The organism is Agathobacter rectalis ATCC 33656 (assembly GCF_000020605.1).
Lineage (GTDB): Bacteria > Bacillota > Clostridia > Lachnospirales > Lachnospiraceae > Roseburia > Roseburia rectalis.
Window position 1 is genome coordinate 850855 of sequence record NC_012781.1, and the last position, 21644, is coordinate 872498.

Genomic DNA, 21644 nt, shown 5'->3' on the forward strand with positions numbered 1-21644 from the left:
CCTTATTCACTTACCACAACCTTACAATCCTTCTTAAAGCAAGCAATTCCATACTTGATGAAATTGCGCATGCCATCCTGCTTCAGTGCCTCATCGCAGGCTGCATCCATATCGCCGTTTTCGGCATATTTAAGCTCTATCACGATGCCGGTTCGGTTGTTTGGAACTTCAACGAGGATATCACTGTAGCCGGTGCCCGATTCGGTGTTTGATTTGATGAGCCAGTTTGCTTTGTAGCCCAGCAGACCAAGCAGTATACCGTGGTAGAAATTTTCTTTTTTATCTTTGGCAACTGCGGTATCCCTTATGCTTATTGTATTCCAGAGATAATCGCCAAAAAGCTCTTCTATTTTTTCAGTATCCTTATCAACAAATGCATTGCAGAATTGTTCAAGTGTCTTTCCGTCATTTGCAGTTGTATCGCTGAACCATTCGCGGATTTTTTTTATGAAAAGATTTTTTATCTCACGGTTTGGTATTGATAAACGCACCTTGCCATCATCGGTCACGCCCTGCTTGGTCAGGTAACCGGTGGTGAAGAGCACACTCCACAGGTTTGCAATGCTTTTGTCGATTTCATCGTAGGTCAGCTCCTGGGATATTTCTTTTTCAATGTATTCGCCTGCTATCAGGCACTCTATCTCATACTTGGTTTGGACATTGGCCTTGTCAATGAAGTTTCTGACTAAAGCATTTTCACTTGAATTTGACCAGAAATCCTGCGGCTTTGCAGTAGGCTCCAATCTGAGCAGATCCACGTAATTTATCACGTCCCACGGACAGTATACATTGGCATTTCCAAAGTGATATCCGTCATACCATTCTTTTACATCTGCATAATGCTCTGAAAGATTAAAATACGTAAGTATTTCCTGAACATCTTTATCTGTAAAGCCAAAGCACTCGTCATACATTGAATCCATGATTGAAACAATTTCAAAATTGTTAAGGCCTGTAAAGCTGCTTTCTTTTGATATGCGAAGACAGCCTGTCAAAATAGCAAACTGTAAGTAATCGTTGGTCTTTAGCGCCTGTCCGAACAAGCCCCTGATGAGTGAAACCATCTCATGGTAGTAGCCGTTCTGATAAGCCTTGTCGAGTGGCACATCGTACTCATCTATCAGGATGACTGCCTTTTTGCCGTAATGTTTATATAAAAGCTTTGAGAGAAGCTTTAATGAAGTGGTAAATGTAGCATTGTCAAAAATGAACTTTCCTTTTTCTATATAAAGTAATCCTTTGAATTGTTCTTTTTCCCAAACTGTCAATTTATCACTTTCTGCCAAAAAGGAGAATTTGCTGATTTCATTTCCTATGATGCTGGAGAATACCTGAAATGCCTCATCATATGATAAACCCTCGACATCCTTAAGTGAAATAAATATCACAGGATATTTGCCCATATACTCATCACAAAGAGATTTATTTTGTGAAATATATAATCCGTCAAACAGTGATTTGTCAGTGCCAATCTCAAAAAATGAGCGCAACATGCTCATGCCTAGAGTTTTTCCAAAGCGTCTTGGACGGGTGAACAGCGTTACTTCACTCCAAGTATTTAAAAACTGCTCAATAAACATAGTTTTATCAATATAATAAAACCCAGACCTTCGTATATCTTCAAAATTTTCGATTCCAACAGGCAGTTTTAATATTTCCATGCGAGCCTCCCCGGTTAAAATATGTTCGATGCATTCACATATAGTATAACTGATTTTTAGAGGAATTACAATTTCTATTGATTATCTAAAATTTAGGGCATTTATGGTTATAATTATTTTGTTTGAAAAATACTGTGAGTTTGTCTATAATTGAGCTATAGATATTTTCAAGATGTATAATACAATATGATAAAAATAGGTGTTGAGGAGTTAAGTACGACGTTCGCGGGGGGAAGTGCATCGTTCACGGGGTTATTATTGAAATATGGTTTTTGTCATGTTATTTTTATCTTAGAAATAAGCCTGCTAAATTTGTTGAGTACCGTTCGTGTCATTCATGTATTTATGGTTGAAGATATATGGATTATATGATATAAAGAAATTAATAACAGTTGAAGAGTCAGGAACGGTTGCAAACAGGAGTGACAAAATAAGGGGGAATATGAAGAAGAATTTAAAAATTTTATTCATACAATTATGTGTTTTGGCAATAGGCTGCTTTATTGGAGAAGCAGTTTTCGGCTTGCCCAAATGGCTTGGACTTGTGACAGCAGGTCTTATGTTTTATTTGGTATTTTTTATAATACAGATTAAAGGTGCTATGAGTAATATCAAAGATGAAGTGTCAAGTGATGGCATAGCCGGAGCAAGAATATGCGGAGTCTTTATTTCTCCGATACTACTTGCATTTATATTGGGAATATATGTTTATCAAGCGGCTAATATAGCGATGACTATAGCCGGTGTGGTATTGCTTATATTACAGCGGAGAAAAATAAAAGGGTTTTTCTTTGAGAATCGCTGGGAGAATAATTTTTGGTTGGTGTATTTTGGTATTGCATTTATTATTTGTGGTGTTTTTTCTGTATTTGCGTGTCTGGATATTGCACCATGCACGGAGCTTTGTGGTGTTTATAGGGCTATCGGTATCATAGTGTGGATTTTGGTGATTTTATGGACACTTCCGCCTGATACATGGTTGGCCAGATTTGCCACAAATAACTATAAGAGATATGAAGATAATTATGATTAAGAAAGAAAAATAGAGATTATTTTCTAATGAAAATTATAGGACAAAATAAGGAGGATAAATGAAAAAAATAGTTTCTAATTTGTCAGTAGTGATTTTTGTCATAGGATGTGCAATAATGGAAATAACAACATGGTTTATTGATTCATATGTTATGTTTTATATAGGAATAATTATTGTTATAGTGGGAATTATTGGAATGATTATTCAAGGAAAGTTTAAGAAAGTAATTGAGTTTATTATAGAGTATTTTTAGAAAGTTTTGCTTTCAACATTCTGATAAGTGCATTGATATCACTTTTTGGAGTGATTTGTGAATTTCTTCAAAAAATGCTGATATATTAGAAAATAATGAATTAGGAAGGAAATGAAAATGAAAAAAAATCTTGAACTTATTTTATTAATATTTAACTGGGTAGTTGTTGCAATACAGGCATTTACTATATTTTTATATGGAAATAGTATAGGTTTATTTATTATTATGTTGCTTGCATTAATAGTACAAGTACTTGGTGTTTATGATAATAGAAAGAAATAATTAATATATTGACTTACAAAATGTGTATTAAAAGAATAGTAAACAGGCGTGGAGCTAGTCTCTCTACGCCTGTTTAAATGCGTGCCTTATTCACTTACCACAACCTTACAATCCTTCTTAAAGCAAGCAATTCCATACTTGATGAAATTGCGCATGCCATCCTGCTTCAGCTTATCCACATATGATTTTTCTTCAATCTGCTTCAGAGCTTCATCGCAGGCTGCATCCATATCGCCGTTTTCGGCATATTTAAGCTCTATCACGATGCCGGTTCGGTTCTTTGGAACTTCAACGAGGATATCACTGTAGCCGGTGCCCGATTCGGTGTTTGATTTGATGAGCCAGCTTGCTTTGTAGCCCAGCAGACCGAGCAGTATACCGTGGTAGAAATTTTCTTTTTTATCTTTGGCAACTGCGGTATCCCTTATGCTTATTGTATTCCAGAGATAATCGCCAAAAAGCTCTTCTATTTTTTCGGTATCCTTATCCACAAATGCATTGCAGAATTGTTCAAGTGTCTTTCCGTCATTTGCGGTTGTATCGCTGAACCATTCGCGGATTTTTTTGATGAAAAGGTTTTTAATCTCACGGTTTGGTATTGATAAACGCACCCTGCCATCGTCGGTCACGCCCTGCTTTGTCAGGTAACCGGTCGTGAAGAGCACACTCCACAGGTTTGAGATGCTTTTGTCGATTTCATCGTAGGTTAGCTCCTGGGATATTTCTTTCTCAATGTATTCGCCTGCTATCAGGCGCTCAATCTCATCCTTGGTCTGGACATCGGCTTTGTCAATGAAGCTTCTTACCAGAGCATTTCCGCTTGAATTTGACCAGAAATCCTGCGGCTTTGCAGTAGGCTCAAATCTGAGCAGATCCACGTAATTTATCACGTCCCACGGACAGTATACATCGGCATTTCCAAAGTGGTATCCATCGTACCATTCCTTGATTTCTGTGAAATGCGAATCCAGATTGTAGGCGGCTAGAAGCTCCTCAACCTCGCTGTCCGTGAATCCAAACTGCTCATCAAATCGTGTATCCATGATGGAGAGCACCTTAAAGTTATTTAATCCTGTAAAGATGCTTTCCTTTGATATGCGAAGACAGCCTGTCAAAATAGCAAACTGTAAGTAATCGTTGGTCTTTAGTGCCTGTCCGAACAAGCCTCGTATGAGAGAGACCATCTCATGGTAGTAGCCGTTCTGGTATGCCTTGTCGAGTGGCACATCGTACTCATCTATCAGGATGACGACCTTTTTGCCGTAATGCTTATATAAAAGCTGGGAAAGAAGCTTAAAAGAAGCGGTAAATGTATCCTTGTCAAAAATAAACTTTCCTTTTTCTATATGAAGTAATCCTTTGAACTGTTCTTTTTCCAATACTGTCAATTTATCACTTTCTGCCAAAAAGGAGAATTTGCTGATTTCATTTCCTATAATTCTGGAGAATACCTGAAATGCCTCATCATATGATAAACCCTCGACATCCTTAAGTGAAATAAATATCACAGGATATTTGCCCATATGCTCATCACAAAGAGCTATATTTTGTGAAATATATAATCCGTCAAACAGTGATTTGTCAGTGCCAATCTCGAAAAATGAGCGCAACATGCTCATACCAAGAGTCTTTCCAAAGCGCCTAGGACGGGTGAACAGCGTTACTTTACTCCAATTGTTTAAAGCCTGCTCGATAAGCATAGTTTTGTCTATATAATAAAATCCAGACCTTCGTATATCTTCAAAATTTTCGATTCCAACAGGCAGTTTTAATATTTCCATGCGAGCCTCCCCAGTTAAAAAATGTTCGATGCATTCACATATAGTATAACTGATTTTTAGAGGAATTACAATTTCCAGTGACTATATGTTTGTGTCAAGCTATGCGCCATTGTGTTAATTATTGAGTGATTACAGCCCCTGCCTCGTAGAGGCATTTTAAATGGGCTGTAATCGTTGCTGGCCACACTGTTAGGTGTGAACAGTAACATCCGATATTATGATATTTTCAATGAACAAATCGTCCATAATTTTGACGATCATCTATCACATAATCAATTTTGACACAATGTTCATCCTCATATATTTGAAAAATCATCCAGTAGTGTTTCCAGAGATGTATAACCTTGTATTTTGCGGGGATATATTTTAATTTATCAAAACCGGCATTTGGAGTAGTTTCCAAAATACAGATACATTCATCAAAAGCATCTAATATTTTGCTCACAGATTCGGAGCCGAATTCCATTGCACCTGAAATATAATTATTGAGTTCCTTTTTGGCATCCGGTGATATATCTACGTTATATTTCATTTGTTGTAAATCTCCCTTAATTCAGATAAAAAATCGCGGGCGGGAGTATCTTTTATTCCAGCCTGGCGTCTTTCTTCAATTTCAACAAGTTTTTCGCGTAATTCTAATTGTTTTTCCCTTTGGTCATACGTTTCGATATCCATTACAACCAGATCTCCTTCTCCGTTTTTGGTGAGAAAAATCGGTGAATGGGTTTCTTTTGCCAGATTAGATATATCGTTATAGTTCTGCCTTATAGCGGCAGACGGTTTTATAATTGTTGAAGACATAGCATATCCTCCTAGTAATATTTTGATGTTATTATATACATATATTACAATATAATGTGATGGATTTCAAATACTTAATCACAAATCGATATATGTGAAAAAAAGATGAAAAAATTCCTGAACTTTATTATAATATGTACAAGGCCACAGGCATTATGCCTTTTAATGATGGCACAGATATAAAGGATAAGCTTCTTGTGACAGATGGGCTGCTGCAGGGAGCAGAGGGAGTTAAACAGTGAGTAAAATACTTGTCGCAGAGGACGAAACTGCAATCAATAAAATGATATGCATGAACTTAAATATTACAGGCTACGAGACGGTGTCCATGCAGGACGGACAGGAAGTGCTCGATTATCTCGCAACAGGAGCATCGGCAGATCTTGCGATAGTGGATATCATGATGCCAAGGGTTGATGGTTTTGGTCTGCTCGAGCCACTCAACAAAGCAGATATTCCGGTGATATATCTGACCGCGAGAGGCGATCTTGAGTCAAAGGTAAAAGGCCTTTCGGGCGGGGCTGAGGACTATATGGTAAAGCCGTTTGAGATGCTTGAGCTTTTGCTGCGCATAGAAAAAATATTAAAGCGTACAGGAAAAAGCGATGATATCATTGAGCTTGATGACATTACCATTGATATGAAAAAGCACATAGTTTTTAAGAAAAAGGAGCAGATATCCCTGACACCTATGGAGTATGATTTGCTTTGTACCCTTGCGAAAAACAGAAATATCGCTTTGGAGAGGGAAAAGCTGCTGAATGCGATATGGGGAATAGATTTCGAGGGAGAGACGAGAACTGTCGATGTGCATGTGGCGGCATTACGCAAGAAGACAGGACTTCGTATAGTAGCTGTGCCAAAGATTGGATATCGTCTGGAGGTAGGAGAATGAAGCTTCGTAGCAGGATAACGATTGGAACACTTGGATTTTTGCTGATTTCTCTTACACTGTGCTGCACACTTATGATATATGTCAGCAAAAAAAATATGTTAAACAGTACCACAAGCTATACAAAGACAGAATTGGAAAAGCTTGTGGCTAATTTTTATACAAACAAAAGTGACATAGAAAGCACAGTTGAAGAGCTTACAGCGGAGACAAAGCTGAAATACTACTTTTTTAAGCAGACGCAGTATTCGGATTCTGACACGGAGTATGTGCTGCAGTGTGGTGATGAGATAATATATAACGATTCCGGACTTGATGTGCCAACGATACTTGGGCTGAATGAGGATAAGAGTGATATTGAGATGCAGGGGGAGACGAAAAGCGACATCGTGCATACAGAAGGGGCAGACTATTACATCTGCGGAGTGGATATCAATATCAATGACAGAATCTATCAGGTATGTATAGTGCGCGATATAACAGAGCTTTACAGACAGATATACCAGATGATTGCGCTTTGTGTGGGGATTGGAATTGTTATCTCATTAGCTGCGGCAGTAAGTATGATTGTTTTCCTGAAAAAATTACTAAGACCGTTAGAGCAGCTTAAGGATGAGGCTGATGCCATATCACAGGGGCAGTATCAGCGTCAGATAGACGTAAAAGGAAAGGATGAGCTGGCATCACTCTCGCACAGCTTTAATACGATGGCAAAGGCTGTAGAGTCACATATCGCAGAGGTTGAGGAGACCTCTGAGGCGAGAAACAGGCTCATACATGCGCTCTCCCATGAGATGAGGACTCCGGTAACGGCGATTTGCGGCTATGCCTATTCGCTTCGTAATATGAAGCTGACTGATGCACAAAAGCAAGAAGCGCTCGAATTTATGGACATTGAGGCAAAAAGACTCGGCAGCCTGTCGGGCAAGCTGACTGCTCTGGTCGGACTTACAGCGGATAAGATAGAGCTTAAGGACATAGAGCTTGAGGAGCTGAAAAAACATCTTGAGATGATATGGCAAGGCCGGGACGATATATTTCTGACAGTTGAAAATGGCAGCATAAGGGGCGACAAAGATATGCTTGTCATGCTCATAACCAATCTTTGTGACAATGCAAAAAAGGCAGGTGCGACAAGGATTGAAGTAAATATAACAGGCAGTGGAATATCGGTAAAGGACAACGGAAGAGGAATTTCAAAGGAGGATATGAAGCATATATTTGAGATATTTTATCAGGGAGATGCTTCGAGAAATCAGGAGGGCTTTGGACTGGGACTGGCATTGTGCCAGAGGATTGCGGAACTTCACCACTCAAAGCTTTCTGTGGAAAGCAGCTTGCAGGAGGGCAGTATTTTTTCTTTACAATTCTCTTACAACTCTTTGATGACTTGAAAACATAAAAGGGGATAAAATCATATCATCAAAGAAAACGAGGAGGAACTTATGAAACGAAAAATAGTTTGTCTGATGGCTGCAATAATGTGTTTTTCAATGACAGCCTGTGAGAAAACACCTGACAAATCACTTGTCACACAGAAAAACATAGACAGGCTTGAGAAAGCCGCAAAGGAAACTCCAAAGGACGGAAGCACATTAAAGGACATAATAGAGACTACCACCGATACTTACGATTTTAATTATGAAAGCGATGACGGAAAGGTAAAGATAGTAGCTGACAATGTGCCTGTTACTCTCCCTACAAAGGATACCATACCTATGTATCGAGTAAAAAGTGGTGAATTATCGCAGGAGATAGCTGATAAGCTGTATGACTATTTTTTCCCGGATGGAGCTTATACTACAACAGGCTCAGACTGGACAAAGCAGATAATAGATAATCTGATATTGGAAGAAAAAAAGTATATTGCAAATGTTAAAGATGATCCGGATACTTCAGAGTCTGATAAAGAGAGTATTATACAAACACATGAGGGGATTATCAAGGAATATGAAGAGGAAAGGAAAACAGCACCTGATGAGAGCACATTGAAATATGTGCAAAAGGATTCCTCGTATGTGGATGTGGAGCAGGAGACTGTAAGTGGTACAACAAAAACCAAAGAATTAAATGTAAGCTCAAAGGATCAAAAAGAAAAACTTAATATCTGCTCATCATCTGACGAGGATAGTTTTAGTTCATCTGCCAGATATGAGAATGTTAAAGACTATCATTACGATGGTATATTGACGACACAGGCAGCTTCATGTACAGATGATGAAAAAAAGAAGATTGGAATAAGCGAGGAGGATGCCAAAAAATATGTTGATGACTTTGTACAGAAAATAGGTATGGACTGGGAAATTTATGATGTTGGTTGTGCAGCAGGAAACAAATATAAGGAAGATTTTGATGATACGGATAAATACAATCAGGATGCAGAAATGATTTCAGCAGACAACTATACAGCATATGTGTTTAATCTTGTGCAGAATATAAATGGTATTCAAAGCGCAACGACAAGCTCAGATTATGTACCTGACAAGGATGATACTACTCTTACATGGCTGTATGAGAAAATCCGTATTATTGTGGATAAAAATGGTATTGTTGCATTTAGCTGGGAATTTCCTCAAATGGTAGAGGAGGAGGTATCAGACAATGTCGGTATCATATCCTTTGATCAGGCAAAGGATATCTTTGAACAGATGATGCCTCTAACCACAAGAGGTGATTTGGAAGAACATGAAGATGGAGATGTTGAGATAAAGGCAACTGCAACAGTATATGAGGTAAGGCTGGGACTGATGCGTGTAAGGAGCAGCGGCAGTGACAGAAACGGACTTCTTACACCGGCATGGCTGTTTTACGGCGATTATAATATCGATTTTGGAGGAGAAAATCATTCAGAACAGCAGCCATGGATTCTTCTTGCAGTAAACGCGGTGGATGGAAGCGTCATTGATGTGACGGCTGGTTATTGATATGGATAGAGCGCAGGAAAGCAGTAAACAGCTACGGATAAATAATACAATTTCATCATGCATAAAGCAGGCACTGACAGGTCGTTTGTTTTTCCTTGCGGTCGCAGGAATCGTGTTTGCTCTTGGGATAGGTGGCTTTGCGGATTTCTGGAAAGCGGCAGGCGATTATAGGGAGGGGCTTATTGCCTATGGCACTCATCTTACGGTGCTGCAGAATGCCATAAAGTCTGATGCCCTGTGCCTGCTTCTTCCGGTATTTGCAGCCCTGCCGTATACCTCGGCTTTTCTCGAGGAGATAGACTCCGGATTTATAAAGAGCTATCTTCCGAGAGCCGGGAGGTGGCATTACATCAGTGCAAAAATACTTGCGGCAGCTATAAGCGGAGGAGCGGCATGTACACTGGGAACCGGAGTGTACTACAATCTGCTGCGCCTTATATTGCTGCCGATGGAGAAGCAGGGAACGGCTGAAAAGACAGACGCAACGTATGTCTTATTTTTTTGCATTGGAATGGTGTTTTCACTGATCGGAATGCTATTTTCGGTACTCACCGCAAGCAGATATATGGCTTATGCGTCACCGTTTGTGCTCGAGTATACATTGATAATATTGCATGAGAGATACTTAAAAAAGCTGTATATCATAAATCCGAAGGAGTGGCTTTGTCCGTCGGCAGGGAACTGGGAATTTGGTGAGGCGGGCGCAGTGATATTTCTGATTTTTGTCAGTATGCTTATCACGGTGCTTCTGATACCGGCTATGGAGAGGAGGCTTGATGGAATATGAAACAGGTATTTATGGTGGCTTTGTACAATTTCAGGACATGGAAGAAAAATCCACGTATATTTTTAAGCTTTTCGATTGCATTTATATTCTGTTTTCTGCTATCGGATAAGATAGTTGCATTCGCGGAAAAATATGATACTTCCATGCAGATACTGGAGCCCTTCATATGGACCTTCGGTGATAGCAACTCAATACTGTTATCATCGATGATTCTGATATTTCTCTTTGCGGATATGCCGTTTGTCACAAATGCCACACCGTTTTTTCTTATGAGAACGACAAGGAAAAAATGGCTGCTCGGACAGGCAATTTACATACTTCTTGCCACATCCGTCTATATGGTATTTGTGATGTCTGCGACAGCATTTATCAGCATGAGAAAGGCTTTCGTGGGAAATGTATGGAGCAATACTGCGGTTGCACTGGGATACTCAAAGGCCGGTGAGGCGCTGGCAGTGCCGGCATCGGTAAAAGCGATGGGGATGTCTACTCCATACGGCTGTGCGGCTATAGTATTTTTGCTCATGCTGTGCTATTCGCTCATTCTGGTATTTCTCATGCTCTTATTTAACCTGAAATTCGGGCAGATAGGCGGAGTACTTGCAGCATTTGGCTTCAGCATATATGGGTTCTTACTGAATCCGCAGACAATCATAGGAATATTTAATATACCGGATTACGAAGCCTATAAGGTAAATGTATGGGTGGGCTGGGTATCTCCTTTAAACCATGCCACATTTTATATGCACAATTTCGGGCTTGATATGCTGCCAAGGCTGTGGCAGAGCTACCTGATCTGCATAGTTCTCGTGCTCGTCTGCTTTATCGCAGCACTTTGGGTAGTGCGAGGCTACAATTTCAAATTTACCGGAACAGGAGGAAAGTAGCATGGAAGCTGCAATAAAAATAGAAAATCTGCACAAATCCTTTGGAAAAGAAGAAATACTTCATGGTATCAACAGGGAGTTTGAGGCAGGAAGGATACATGGCATTGTCGGCAATAACGGCAGTGGCAAAACAGTCATGATGAAATGCATATGCGGCTTTTTAAGACCTGATGAGGGATGTGTGCTCATAAATGGAAAAGAGGTTGGAAAGGATATGGATTTCCCGGATGATATGGGAATTATCATAGAGACACCGGGCTTTCTACCGGGAGCGACCGGACTTAAGAATCTTAAGCTTCTGGCATCTCTTAAGGGGATTGCCGATGAAAAGCGCATAGTAGAGACGATAGAGAGAGTCGGGCTTGATCCGGGGCTAAAGAAAAATGTCAGCAAGTACAGTCTGGGAATGAGACAGCGACTCGGAATAGCACAGGCAATAATGGAGAATCCATCATTTCTGATACTGGATGAGCCGTTTAACGGACTTGATAAGCATGGTGTAGCGCAGATCAGAAATCTGATAAAGGAGCTGCGCGCGGAGGGAAAGACAATAATTCTCGCAAGCCACAATCAGGCTGATATAGATGAGCTGTGTGACACGGTCTGCGAGATGGATGATGGATACATGGAGGAAATAAAGTGAAAAAATTTGTGAGTATTTTGTTGGTGATCATAATGTGCTTAAGCTATCATTTTATACTCGTAGTGCATGCAAGCACGCTTGATGCCAAGTCGGATAGTGCTGTCATGCAGGAGGGGAAGAGTACTCAGGCGCAGGCAGACAAGCCGGATAATAAGGCGGGAGCAGGCGCGAAGGACGATGCAGCTTCAAAGGATGATGCAGCTTCGGGCGCATCAATGTCTGAGGTATCACTTTGCATAGACAACAAAAATGTATATGAGGGCATGCAGCAGGCATACGCAAACGGCTATCAGCCGGTCTGTGCAAACGGAAATGTAACACTGGTGCTTCCTCTTATAAGCGATGGAAAATTACAGCAGGATAAAATAACGGCATCGGTAGATCTTGGGGCTACGGACAACTCTCCGTTTGTATTTCGAAGCTATGAAAAGGAGTTTAACTGCAAGCCTGAATACATAAACGGTACAGGAGAAACTAAAGATATATTTCTCGTTTCCTTTGAGCTTACTCTTTCAGAAAAACGTGTGAATGGCATCTATCCGGTTATCATAAATGTGACTGGAAAGGATGAAAACGGCATAGAAGTACAAAAGTCATTTACGAATTTTGTGTCGGTAGCAGACGGTATTGATCCAAATGCAGCAGCTTCTGGGGCGGCAGATACAACACAGGCGGAGGAGACACCCACATCGGCTCCGGTAGTTTTGGTGGATAAGAGTGTCATAAATACCGATACTGTAAAGGCCGGTGAGGATTTCGAGGTAACGGTTACATTAAAAAATGCGAGCAGGCAGAAATCGGTGCAGAATCTGGTAGCAACCGTGAATGTGCCATCTGCTGATATAGAGCTTAAAAATGATTCAAATACTATTTTTATAGGAAAAATCGGCACACAAAAGACCACAGAGCTGACACTTAAATTCCATGCTTCAAAAAGCACGGCAGACGGCAATTATCCGATAGAGATAGCCATGAGCTATGATGATCCAAAGGCTTCGACACTCAGCTCGACAGGCAATTTTGTGGTCACGGTGGAACAGCCGCTTGATGTGAAGCTTACCATGCCAAATATAGATAAAAATGTGACCGCAGGAGACACTATTCCACTGACATTTCAGGTGATGAATCTTGGAAGAAGTACTGTGTACAATGTCAGATGTGATGTGACAGGGGACGGACTTTCGCAGACCAAGACAGCCTTTATCGGAAATATGGAAAGCGGTACGGCAGGAGAAGGGGAGACTAATCTGTTTATAACCACTCTTGAGGGAAAAAGTCAGTATGGCGATACGACAGGAACAGTTACGCTTACGTATGAGGATGGATTTGGAAATGAGCAGACACAGGAGTTTAGCTTCAATACAACGATAAATAAGATGCCGGATGAAGCCTCGACAGGCGATGAGAAGAAAGAGAAAAGTGCTTCGCAGTGGTGGATATCACTTGCAGTAATAGGTGGACTTATAATCCTTGCAGGGGCAGTTTCAGGGGCGTATTACATGGGAAGGAAGAAATGATGACAGGCTACGGAATTAAAACGTGGAAAAGCATCGCATTTCCGGGAATACTGTTTATAAGTCTGGCAGCTTTTTTGTTTGCGGATGCCGTGCAGCAAAAGCTTGATCTAAGCAGCAGTATTAAGGAAAGTGCCAGAATATATGTGATGCCTGCCGAGGATGGTGCGCAGGATGCATTTACACAGGCAACTTCTGAGCTTGGTGAAATGGGCGCAGAAAACGGATCGTATGTGTATGATATAGACACCAACGTGCAGACACAGTCGGTGGATAAGGAGATAGGTGTAAGAGGCATACAGGCTGCGATGATAGAGGGGACAGTGATATGCGGAGAATATTATTCAGATGAGAGCAGCAGGCTTTCTGTTGTGATAAATATCCCTATGCTTGCAACACTGTCAGACATTGAATTGAAAGAGCAGCAGCCGGAGGTGAAACAGGAGGCAGCAAAATGGATAGGACACAGCATTATCATAGGAAAAAGTGCAGCAAGGATATCAGGTGTAGTGGGTGATAATTCTGATTCACAAGCAGCGTTTATAAGTATTCCAGCTGCGGAAAATTTCATAAAAAATCAAGGAGAGACACCAAAAGCATCATCGTACTGTGTAAAGGTTTCAGACTTAAAAAGCATCACAAAAATACAGGATAAGCTGGGCGAGAACGGCGTATCCACCACCATTGATGAGAAAAGTCTGACGGAGTGGAAGCTAAAAAGCGCCGGTATAACAAGCCACATCATAATGGGCTGCATTGCAATAGCAGCAGCCGTGTGCATGATATTGCTTTCCGCCAGACTGGTAAGCTATCGCGAATCGCCTAAGCCAAAGAGGGTGTATTTTGCAAGAGTATGTACTGTATTTGTGATAGGGATAATTGCAGGGGTGATGGTTGACAGGTTGGTGATAGGTCTGTTTTCGGCATAACACCACAGCTAGTAACTCAAAACCATAGGAACAGGCGTAGGATTAAATTCCTGCGCCTTTTTAATTGGGAATCAACAGCAGAAATTTTTGAAATGAAAGTAATGTTGCCTAATACTTGAACAATATCATGGGTTTGTCTATAATGTAAGAAAAAGAAAATGGAGCTTTATTAAATGAAAAGATTTACAGCAATATTACTTACAGGCATGATGATATTTACCCTCGCATCATGCGGCAAAAAAGCACAGGATACACCGACAGAGCCTGCAACAGAGACACAGGCTGCAGAGAAGGTTGAGATGCCTACGGAAACGGAAGCCGTGACAGAGGTGGTAACAGAGGCTGTAAAAGACACGCAGCAGACAGAAGCACAGCAGGAAGAACAGACTGCCGAACAGCCGGACGAGGAGCAGAACAATTCAGGTGATAATAATTCCTCTTATCAGTATGTAGAAAGAGCATCCTATGAGAATGGAGAATCAGTATCACTAAATCCTTCATGGCAGTATGCAGACCATTCAGCGATAAATTCAGGCTGTGCGGTCATGTACAAGGCTACAGCAAACCGCAAAAATATAGTTGTAGGTGTCAATGCCGGACACGGTACAAGCGGAGGAACTTCGGTGAAGACACTTTGTCATCCGGACGGCTCGGCAAAGACCACAGGTGGTACAACAGGCGCAGGCGCAACAAAAGCAGTAGCAGTTTCAGGTGGTATGTCCTTTAATGACGGTACACCGGAGAGTTCTGTCACACTCCGTATGGCGCAGATATTAAAGGACAAGCTGCTTGCGGCAGGCTATGATGTGCTTATGGTAAGAGACGGAAGCGATGTACAGCTTGATAACGTAGCACGTACTGTCATCTGTAATAATGCGGCAGACTGTCATATTGCGCTGCACTGGGATGGTGACGGACTAAGCTATGATAAGGGCTGCTTTTACATATCAGTGCCGGGCGGCATAAAGGGTATGGAGCCGGTTGCATCACACTGGCAGCAGCATGATGCACTTGGGGCAAGCCTGATAGAAGGACTGCGCGCCCACGGAGCAAAGATAAACGGTAATGGCTCAATGGCGATAGACTTGACACAGACCTCATACAGCACGGTACCATCAGTGGATGTAGAGCTTGGCAACGCATGCTCTGACCACAGCGATGCCACACTTGAAAATCTGGCAGACGGACTGGTGCAGGGAGTCGAGGGATATTTCTAGAATATAAAGAGTTGCAGTTGATTTTTTGTTTTGGTTTTGGATTTGCACTAAACTAAAGTTTGCAAAAACAACTGAATAGCGGATTCAAATGAATAGGACGCATAGTGAGATAAATGCGTCCGGCATGATTTTGTCAGTATAGAGGTGTTATTATAGAAGTGGTACAACAGATAGAGAAAGGGAATATTATGACAGACAACAAATCCGGGGAGATACTCATAATAGAGGATGACAAGGACATTAATGATCTGCTTGCGACAGCGCTTTCAAAAGCCGGATATAGAACAAGACAGGCATGGTCAGGCACAGAGGGAGAGCTTTTGCTTAAGCTGGACAGGGAAGCTTATGCGCTTGTGCTATTGGATCTGATGCTTCCGGGGCTTTCAGGGGAGGAGCTTCTGGCGCGGATACGGCAGATGGATGCGTCACTTCCGGTGATAATCCTTACGGCAAAGGATGAGCTGGATGAGAAAATCAATCTGCTCGTGGCAGGCGCTGATGATTACATCACAAAGCCGTTTGAGATAAAGGAGGTCGTTGCCAGAGTGACTGTGCAGCTGCGTCATGCGGTGGCAGATGTGCCTTCAAAGTCGGGCAAGGCAGGAGAAAATCAGACAAAAGCAGAAAATGATACCGGACAGGGAGATACTGCAAATACATACATAGCGGGACCCGTTAAAATAGAGCACAGACAGCTTGTGCTCGATCGGATTTCAAGACAGCTTTATGTAGCTGATAATGCTGTTGACGGCATCACAAAGCAGGAGTTTGCCATACTTGAGCTTCTCATGGCGCATCCCAGACAGGTGTTTGCCAAGGAGGACATATTTGAATATGCCTGGGATGAGCCGTACATGGGCGAGACAAAGACTCTTGATGTGCACATCAGCAATATCAGAAAGAAGATAAAAAAGCTGACCGATGACGAGTACATAGAGACAGTGTGGGGCATAGGCTACAAAATGAAAGAGTAAAGGTAAACAAGCTTTACTCTTTTTTTACTTTTTGTTAGCGATGTATTAGGATTTTACATTTATATTATGATTAAAGGGTTGCTAAGGAAAAAAGAAAAGGAGATTTGATTGTGAGTGAAATATTATTGCAGACAAAGGCACTGACCAAGCAGTATGGTCACCAGAAGGCAGTTGACAATGTGGATATCCACATCAAAAAGGGTGCAATCTATGGATTTATCGGCAGAAACGGTGCCGGCAAGACTACCTGTATGAGAATGATCGGTGGTCTGGCAAAGCCGACAAGCGGAGAGATATCCATGTTTGGATACGCTGGAAAGGATTTGTCAAAGGTACGCTCAAGAGTGGGCTGCCTGATTGAGGCACCGGGTGTATATCCAAACATGACGGCGAAGGAAAATATCGAGATGAAGTGCCGTCTCTTCGGCATCAGTAAAAAGGGCTATGCAGAGGGCATACTTGATAAGGTAGGTCTGTTAAATGTGGGAAAGAAAAAGACAAAGAATTTTTCACTTGGTATGAAGCAGAGGCTTGGAATCGGCATGGCGCTGGTTGGAGAGCCTGACCTTTTAGTGCTTGATGAGCCTATCAACGGACTTGATCCACAGGGAATTGCAGAGGTGCGTGATACGATTCAGAATCTGTGTGCACAGCAGGATATGACTGTGTTTATTTCTAGCCATATATTGGAGGAGCTTTCAAAGCTTGCCACAGATTACGGCATTATAAATAATGGAGCCCTGCTTCAGGAAATTACCAGAGAGGAGCTGCTTTCCAAGTGCAGTGAGAAGATTACACTGACAGTGGACAATCCAAATAAAGCAGTGCCTGTGCTCGATAAGATGGGCTTTGTGCACTACATGATAGTGGACAAAAATCATATAGATGTCTATGAGCGCCTGAATGATAGCGCCGCCTTAAATACAGCGCTGGTCACAGCAGGAGTTTCGGTGGCACAGCTAGCGGTCACAGGAATGGAGCTTGAGACATATTTCCTTAGTATCACAGGAGGTGCGACAAATGTTTAATGCGGTAAGAATGGATATTTACAGACTGATACATACAAAGTCAGCTTATGTTATACTTGTAATAGCTATGGCACTCGCAATAGCTATGAGCGGTATGACAGCTCTTGTCAGAAGCATGGCGACAGAGAGCATCGTGGAAACAACTGATGATGTCACTATGGTAAGTGAGTCAGACAGTGAGATAGCAGATGAATACGATACAGCATCAGCGGAATCGTCAAATGGACCAACGGCAACAGTCGGGCTTGAAATGGATGAATCCGACATGTCAGATGAGGTACCGACCATAGCCGATATGGTTGAAAGCGATATAGCGGGTCTTGACCTGGCACTTTTACTTGCAATATTTACGGTGCTCTTCTCAACAGCAGACCTAAACAGCGGCTATATAAAGAGCGTAGGCGGACAGGTGAAGTGCCGTGGAGTGTTGCTGTTTTCAAAGATGATAGCGCTTTCGGTATTTACCTTTGTGGCCATGGCACTTGATGTGATTGTCCAGTGTATTGCGACACCGCTGTTTTTACATGGAGCAGAATTCGGAGATGCAGCAGACTTATTTAAGATGCTTGGCAGCCAGTATGTGGTCACACTTTTATTTGTATATTTTGTCATGGCAATGGCAATCATTATAAAAAACAATGTAATCAGCATGATTATCGCTGTGTGCATGTGTACAGGTATCTTTACACTCATTTTCAGTGGAATCAATATACTTATTGAAAAAATCGGAGTAAAGAACTTTGATATAAATGATTACCTTATTGTTAATCAGATTTCTGAGCTTGATCTGAGTGCGTCTGCAAAGACAGTAGGCGGTGCATTTGCGGTAGCCGCTGTGTGGGCAGTGGTGTCACTGATTGCAGTGTACGGTGTATTTAAACGCAGGGATATATAATGTGTTTTGAATGAGGAATAAAACATGATTTGGAAAATACTGACTGTAATACTTGCAGTTTCGGTAGCTGTCTTAATAGCTGTGCTCGTAAAAATAAGGGCACAGCTTCGTGACATTAACGAACAGCTTGATTTTTTATGCGAAAAGGATACAAATATGCTCCTTTTAACCGATACCAACATGGCTGATATCGGAAGGCTTAAGGAGCGCATAAACAGATTTTTAGAGCAATGGCACAGGCAACGTGAGGCAGCAGCGAAAAAGGAGCAGATGATATCTGACACGTACACAAACCTGTCGCACGATATCCGCACTCCGCTTACCTCGCTGGACGGCTATTTTCAGCTGCTTAGGGATGAGACTGACAAGAGCGCGCAGGAGCATTATATAGATATCATACAGGAGCGCATCACAAGCCTTAAGGATATGCTCGAGGAGCTTTTCATGTTCACAAAGCTTAAAAATGACAGCTTCAAGCTAGAGCTGTCTAATTGCTGTGTCAGCAGACTTTTAAAGCAGACAGTGTTTTCGTATTATGAGGAGTGGAAAAAGCAGGGCATTGAGCCGTCACTTGATATATGTGAGGACACGATATTTATCACTGCAAATGTGCAGGCGCTCAGGCGGGTGTTTCAGAATGTGATAAAAAATGCACTGGTGCATGGGCAGAAGAGCATCTGCATACAGATGAAGCAACAGGATTCGTGCAATTGCAGGGCTTCAGATGACGAGCGTACTTCAAAAAATAGGATTGTCCATATTTTGATTTCAAATGATGTAAAAAATCCTGATGATATAGACGTGGACAAGGTGTTTGAGCGTTTTTACAAAGCCGATGAGGCTAGGAGCATATCATCGAGCGGGCTTGGGCTTTCGATTGCAAAGGAACTTGTGGAGAGAATGGGCGGGAGTATTGAAGCAAGGCTTGAGGGGAAGAGGTTTGTTGTGGAAATACTGTTTGAATGTGAATAGTTCACTTTTGTAATGTGATAAATAATATTGACACACATGAAACAAAATGATATACTGTCAAAGTGTTTGCGGGCATGGCGGAATTGGCAGACGCGCTAGATTTAGGTTCTAGTGGGAGACCGTGCAGGTTCAAGTCCTGTTGCCCGTACTATTTACAAGGGTTTCAGAGGTTTTTATTACTTCTGAAATTCTTATTTTTTTATCATTTTTCCTATACGAAAGGATACCACAATGCAGGCTTACAAGGATTTAGTAAAAGCACTTCCCGGCTTAAAAGAGAATATGCCACGCGCATTTTACATGCTCGCAGAACTCTTTGATTACGGTTCATTTGATATATGCAGAAGTGATGACAAATATATAATCCCATATATCATGAATGACGCGGTGGAATGCTATCTGACTGTGGAAAATGCAGTGTTAAAGGGCGATTATCAGAGTGAGGAAGAAATCATTTCGGCATCGTTGGTTTTAGGAAGTGAAAAAGGTTATGGACTCATTCTGCACCAACAGGACAATGTGATCACACTCTGGTTTGATAATTTGCATGTGCATGAGGCATGCTTTAAATACCATGAAATAGGACATTTCTGGGTAAAGGGACAGGAGCAGTGGCGCATGCTTGTATATATGGTAGGAACAATCGCTGATAAGTATATGTACATGGGAAAGGAATACTGCAACGAGACAGAATGCTTTATACAGAGCCTTATTTACTTTGCACCGTTTCGCAGATGGACACCGGTACCTGGCGATTTGATGGAGTATCATTTTCCGGCCCGTGTAGAGGGAATAGACATTATGGAGGAGCTTTGCAGGGAGGTTTCGGACATTGATTATCTTAAGCTCATTGCACGCTACAGGGCAAATCCATGTGAGAAAACGGAAAAGCTTTTGAGCAGACATTTAGCCGATGCAAAAAGAGTACCGCTTTATCAGTATATTTATAAGCTTGTGATAAAGGCATCAAAGGATTATCCTGAGAGAAATTACGGAAATCAGATAAATGAACGCATAAAAGAAAAGCGTAAAGCGCTTGAAAAGGAGCTGCTTCAAAAGGGATACACCGGAAAATACCCTGTGTTTTCAAAGAAAAATACGACTGTGCGTGTAATGGAGGAACAGCCCTACGTCACAGCAATTCTCGAGTGGGATGATTACAAATATAAGCAGCAGCTCATGGTTTCTGAGTGCAGTGCCAAAAAGTATGATGGAATAAATGCGGGATTTTTTAAAGGAATAGGCAGACACGGACGCATTGTGCAGGTGTAGATACACATAAAACAAAAGCCACGGAGCAATCCGTGGCTTTCATAATACGCTTATTACAAGGATGGGCTTGAGAAGACTCGAACTTCCGACCTCACGCTTATCAGGCGTGCGCTCTAACCGGCTGAGCTACAAGCCCTTGTGTTTTGCACAAAACGTATACTACAATATTTTTGGTGAGAAGTCAAGAGTTTTTTAGAGGTTTTCTCCATCTGTTTTATTTTTCGGATATTCGTTTGAGTGCGCACTGATAACTTCATTAATCCAGTCTACACACTGTTTTTTACCGTCATCTGTAAATGGAAAGGTATTGTCAGTTTTTTTGCTGTCGTCGGTCAGGTCAAAAATATACGGCCCCGGCCATATCCATGCATGAAATATTGGCTCACCCTTTTCTTCGGGTGTATCCTCTGTGGCTTCCTTGATGACAGGCTCCTCACGCTTTATGAGAAAGCGCATGCCGTTCATCCAGCCGGTAAAGGTTGTTTTTTTATAGTAGTTGAGATTGAGTGCATCGTCGTATGTAAGCATAGGTGGCTCCTTGATATATATGATATGTAATTATACACCAAATATCCGTTTAATGCCAGAATAACGCCAGTACTTAACAATTCAAAGTAATCATGCACTGAAAATTAATATATTAATGCAAAAATAAAAATGAATAAAAATGTATAAATAATGCTTATGAGCTACATAAATTACCCTTATTAATGAGTATTATAAAAAAATGACTAATTTTTATGCAGAAATGAAAACAATATAGGAAAATATATCCAATTGACAAAGCATGATTTATGTGTATAATAAAAAAGAATTGTTCGCGTCAGAACGACAGTTGTATCAGACAGCAAGATTAGGGAGTGTGTAATGACAATGACGTCATTCGCACTTTTTTGCGT

22 protein-coding genes and 2 tRNA genes are annotated in these 21644 nt (G+C 41.4%); 18 read left to right on the plus strand and 6 right to left on the minus strand.

Annotated features, from left to right (window positions below):
* Positions 1-2 precede the first annotated feature (2 nt).
* Positions 3-1661: an AAA family ATPase gene (locus tag EUBREC_RS04230; protein WP_012741817.1), complete on the minus strand. Its 1659-nt coding sequence runs from the start codon at positions 1659-1661 to the stop codon at positions 3-5.
* A 442-nt stretch (positions 1662-2103) separates the two neighbouring features.
* On the opposite strand from EUBREC_RS04230, the gene EUBREC_RS04235 reads away from it, so the two are divergent.
* The 3 genes from EUBREC_RS04235 to EUBREC_RS17690 all read left to right on the plus strand — a co-directional run bounded on the left by EUBREC_RS04235 (position 2104) and on the right by EUBREC_RS17690 (position 3229).
* A complete protein-coding gene (locus EUBREC_RS04235) occupies positions 2104-2694 on the plus strand; it encodes a hypothetical protein (protein ID WP_148207797.1) in 591 nt (196 codons plus the stop codon).
* 58 nt (positions 2695-2752) lie between these two features.
* Complete coding sequence (locus tag EUBREC_RS04240) at positions 2753-2947, plus strand: hypothetical protein (protein WP_012741819.1); 195 nt, start codon at positions 2753-2755, stop codon at positions 2945-2947.
* A 117-nt stretch (positions 2948-3064) separates the two neighbouring features.
* Positions 3065-3229 carry a hypothetical protein gene (locus EUBREC_RS17690; RefSeq protein ID WP_167527320.1) on the plus strand — a complete coding sequence of 55 codons (165 nt, stop codon included), beginning with the start codon at positions 3065-3067 and terminating at the stop codon, positions 3227-3229.
* An 86-nt stretch (positions 3230-3315) separates the two neighbouring features.
* Here EUBREC_RS17690 and EUBREC_RS04245 read toward each other — a convergent pair whose 3' ends face one another.
* From EUBREC_RS04245 to EUBREC_RS04255, 3 genes are all read right to left on the minus strand, one after another.
* Entirely contained in the window at positions 3316-5010 is a 1695-nt protein-coding gene (locus tag EUBREC_RS04245) for an AAA family ATPase (RefSeq protein WP_012741821.1), read from the minus strand.
* A gap of 226 nt (positions 5011-5236) precedes the next feature.
* Complete coding sequence (locus tag EUBREC_RS04250; protein WP_012741822.1) at positions 5237-5542, minus strand: type II toxin-antitoxin system RelE/ParE family toxin; 306 nt, start codon at positions 5540-5542, stop codon at positions 5237-5239.
* Positions 5539-5811 (minus strand): type II toxin-antitoxin system prevent-host-death family antitoxin, encoded by a 273-nt coding sequence (locus EUBREC_RS04255; protein ID WP_012741823.1) that lies wholly within the window; start codon positions 5809-5811, stop codon positions 5539-5541. Before EUBREC_RS04255 ends, EUBREC_RS04250 begins: the two co-directional genes overlap by 4 nt.
* A gap of 238 nt (positions 5812-6049) precedes the next feature.
* Between EUBREC_RS04255 and EUBREC_RS04260 the strand changes: the two genes are divergently transcribed.
* From EUBREC_RS04260 to EUBREC_RS04330, 15 genes are all read left to right on the plus strand, one after another.
* Positions 6050-6706, plus strand: coding sequence for a response regulator transcription factor (locus tag EUBREC_RS04260; RefSeq protein ID WP_012741824.1), 657 nt, complete (start codon positions 6050-6052; stop codon positions 6704-6706).
* Positions 6703-8097 carry a HAMP domain-containing sensor histidine kinase gene (locus EUBREC_RS04265; protein ID WP_012741825.1) on the plus strand — a complete coding sequence of 465 codons (1395 nt, stop codon included), beginning with the start codon at positions 6703-6705 and terminating at the stop codon, positions 8095-8097. Before EUBREC_RS04260 ends, EUBREC_RS04265 begins: the two co-directional genes overlap by 4 nt.
* Before the next feature lie 51 nt (positions 8098-8148).
* Entirely contained in the window at positions 8149-9627 is a 1479-nt protein-coding gene (locus tag EUBREC_RS04270; protein WP_012741826.1) for a DUF6034 family protein, read from the plus strand.
* 1 nt (position 9628) lies between these two features.
* Positions 9629-10414, plus strand: coding sequence for an ABC transporter permease (locus EUBREC_RS04275; RefSeq protein WP_012741827.1), 786 nt, complete (start codon positions 9629-9631; stop codon positions 10412-10414).
* The gene (locus EUBREC_RS04280; RefSeq protein ID WP_012741828.1) at positions 10411-11301 is read left to right on the plus strand and encodes a hypothetical protein; all 891 of its coding nucleotides are present in this window, start codon (positions 10411-10413) and stop codon (positions 11299-11301) included. Before EUBREC_RS04275 ends, EUBREC_RS04280 begins: the two co-directional genes overlap by 4 nt.
* Before the next feature lies 1 nt (position 11302).
* Complete coding sequence (locus tag EUBREC_RS04285) at positions 11303-11944, plus strand: ABC transporter ATP-binding protein (RefSeq protein ID WP_012741829.1); 642 nt, start codon at positions 11303-11305, stop codon at positions 11942-11944.
* Positions 11941-13461, plus strand: a complete 1521-nt coding sequence (locus EUBREC_RS04290) for a COG1361 S-layer family protein (RefSeq protein ID WP_012741830.1) — start codon at positions 11941-11943, stop codon at positions 13459-13461. Before EUBREC_RS04285 ends, EUBREC_RS04290 begins: the two co-directional genes overlap by 4 nt.
* Entirely contained in the window at positions 13458-14387 is a 930-nt protein-coding gene (locus EUBREC_RS04295) for a hypothetical protein (protein WP_012741831.1), read from the plus strand. The genes EUBREC_RS04290 and EUBREC_RS04295 overlap by 4 nt, the downstream gene beginning before the upstream one ends.
* 173 nt (positions 14388-14560) lie before the next feature.
* Positions 14561-15604, plus strand: coding sequence for an N-acetylmuramoyl-L-alanine amidase (locus EUBREC_RS04300; RefSeq protein WP_012741832.1), 1044 nt, complete (start codon positions 14561-14563; stop codon positions 15602-15604).
* A gap of 188 nt (positions 15605-15792) precedes the next feature.
* Complete coding sequence (locus EUBREC_RS04305) at positions 15793-16578, plus strand: response regulator transcription factor (RefSeq protein ID WP_041253919.1); 786 nt, start codon at positions 15793-15795, stop codon at positions 16576-16578.
* Between the two features lie 110 nt (positions 16579-16688).
* A complete protein-coding gene (locus EUBREC_RS04310) occupies positions 16689-17606 on the plus strand; it encodes an ABC transporter ATP-binding protein (protein ID WP_012741834.1) in 918 nt (305 codons plus the stop codon).
* Positions 17599-18501 (plus strand): ABC transporter permease, encoded by a 903-nt coding sequence (locus tag EUBREC_RS04315; protein WP_012741835.1) that lies wholly within the window; start codon positions 17599-17601, stop codon positions 18499-18501. Before EUBREC_RS04310 ends, EUBREC_RS04315 begins: the two co-directional genes overlap by 8 nt.
* Positions 18502-18525: 24 nt before the next feature.
* A complete protein-coding gene (locus EUBREC_RS04320) occupies positions 18526-19473 on the plus strand; it encodes a sensor histidine kinase (protein WP_012741836.1) in 948 nt (315 codons plus the stop codon).
* A gap of 68 nt (positions 19474-19541) precedes the next feature.
* Positions 19542-19621 (plus strand) — tRNA-Leu (locus EUBREC_RS04325).
* A gap of 83 nt (positions 19622-19704) precedes the next feature.
* Entirely contained in the window at positions 19705-20745 is a 1041-nt protein-coding gene (locus tag EUBREC_RS04330; RefSeq protein WP_012741837.1) for a DUF3878 family protein, read from the plus strand.
* 62 nt (positions 20746-20807) lie between these two features.
* Here EUBREC_RS04330 and EUBREC_RS04335 read toward each other — a convergent pair.
* Positions 20808-20881, minus strand: a tRNA-Ile gene (locus EUBREC_RS04335).
* Positions 20882-20937: 56 nt separating this feature from the next.
* Positions 20938-21273, minus strand: a complete 336-nt coding sequence (locus tag EUBREC_RS04340; RefSeq protein WP_012741838.1) for a hypothetical protein — start codon at positions 21271-21273, stop codon at positions 20938-20940.
* Positions 21274-21644 lie beyond the last annotated feature (371 nt).

Bases quoted from the DNA above. Each gene is read 5' to 3' on its own strand.
- EUBREC_RS04230 (WP_012741817.1), bottom strand. From the start codon at position 1,661: ATGGAAATATTAAAACTGCCTGTTGGAATCGAAAATTTTGAAGATATA.
- EUBREC_RS04235 (WP_148207797.1), top strand. From the start codon at position 2,104: ATGAAGAAGAATTTAAAAATTTTATTCATACAATTATGTGTTTTGGCA.
- EUBREC_RS04240 (WP_012741819.1), top strand. From the start codon at position 2,753: ATGAAAAAAATAGTTTCTAATTTGTCAGTAGTGATTTTTGTCATAGGA.
- EUBREC_RS17690 (WP_167527320.1), top strand. From the start codon at position 3,065: ATGAAAAAAAATCTTGAACTTATTTTATTAATATTTAACTGGGTAGTT.
- EUBREC_RS04245 (WP_012741821.1), bottom strand. From the start codon at position 5,010: ATGGAAATATTAAAACTGCCTGTTGGAATCGAAAATTTTGAAGATATA.
- EUBREC_RS04250 (WP_012741822.1), bottom strand. From the start codon at position 5,542: ATGAAATATAACGTAGATATATCACCGGATGCCAAAAAGGAACTCAAT.
- EUBREC_RS04255 (WP_012741823.1), bottom strand. From the start codon at position 5,811: ATGTCTTCAACAATTATAAAACCGTCTGCCGCTATAAGGCAGAACTAT.
- EUBREC_RS04265 (WP_012741825.1), top strand. From the start codon at position 6,703: ATGAAGCTTCGTAGCAGGATAACGATTGGAACACTTGGATTTTTGCTG.
- EUBREC_RS04270 (WP_012741826.1), top strand. From the start codon at position 8,149: ATGAAACGAAAAATAGTTTGTCTGATGGCTGCAATAATGTGTTTTTCA.
- EUBREC_RS04275 (WP_012741827.1), top strand. From the start codon at position 9,629: ATGGATAGAGCGCAGGAAAGCAGTAAACAGCTACGGATAAATAATACA.
- EUBREC_RS04280 (WP_012741828.1), top strand. From the start codon at position 10,411: ATGAAACAGGTATTTATGGTGGCTTTGTACAATTTCAGGACATGGAAG.
- EUBREC_RS04285 (WP_012741829.1), top strand. From the start codon at position 11,303: ATGGAAGCTGCAATAAAAATAGAAAATCTGCACAAATCCTTTGGAAAA.
- EUBREC_RS04295 (WP_012741831.1), top strand. From the start codon at position 13,458: ATGATGACAGGCTACGGAATTAAAACGTGGAAAAGCATCGCATTTCCG.
- EUBREC_RS04300 (WP_012741832.1), top strand. From the start codon at position 14,561: ATGAAAAGATTTACAGCAATATTACTTACAGGCATGATGATATTTACC.
- EUBREC_RS04305 (WP_041253919.1), top strand. From the start codon at position 15,793: ATGACAGACAACAAATCCGGGGAGATACTCATAATAGAGGATGACAAG.
- EUBREC_RS04315 (WP_012741835.1), top strand. From the start codon at position 17,599: ATGTTTAATGCGGTAAGAATGGATATTTACAGACTGATACATACAAAG.
- EUBREC_RS04320 (WP_012741836.1), top strand. From the start codon at position 18,526: ATGATTTGGAAAATACTGACTGTAATACTTGCAGTTTCGGTAGCTGTC.
- EUBREC_RS04330 (WP_012741837.1), top strand. From the start codon at position 19,705: ATGCAGGCTTACAAGGATTTAGTAAAAGCACTTCCCGGCTTAAAAGAG.
- EUBREC_RS04340 (WP_012741838.1), bottom strand. From the start codon at position 21,273: ATGCTTACATACGACGATGCACTCAATCTCAACTACTATAAAAAAACA.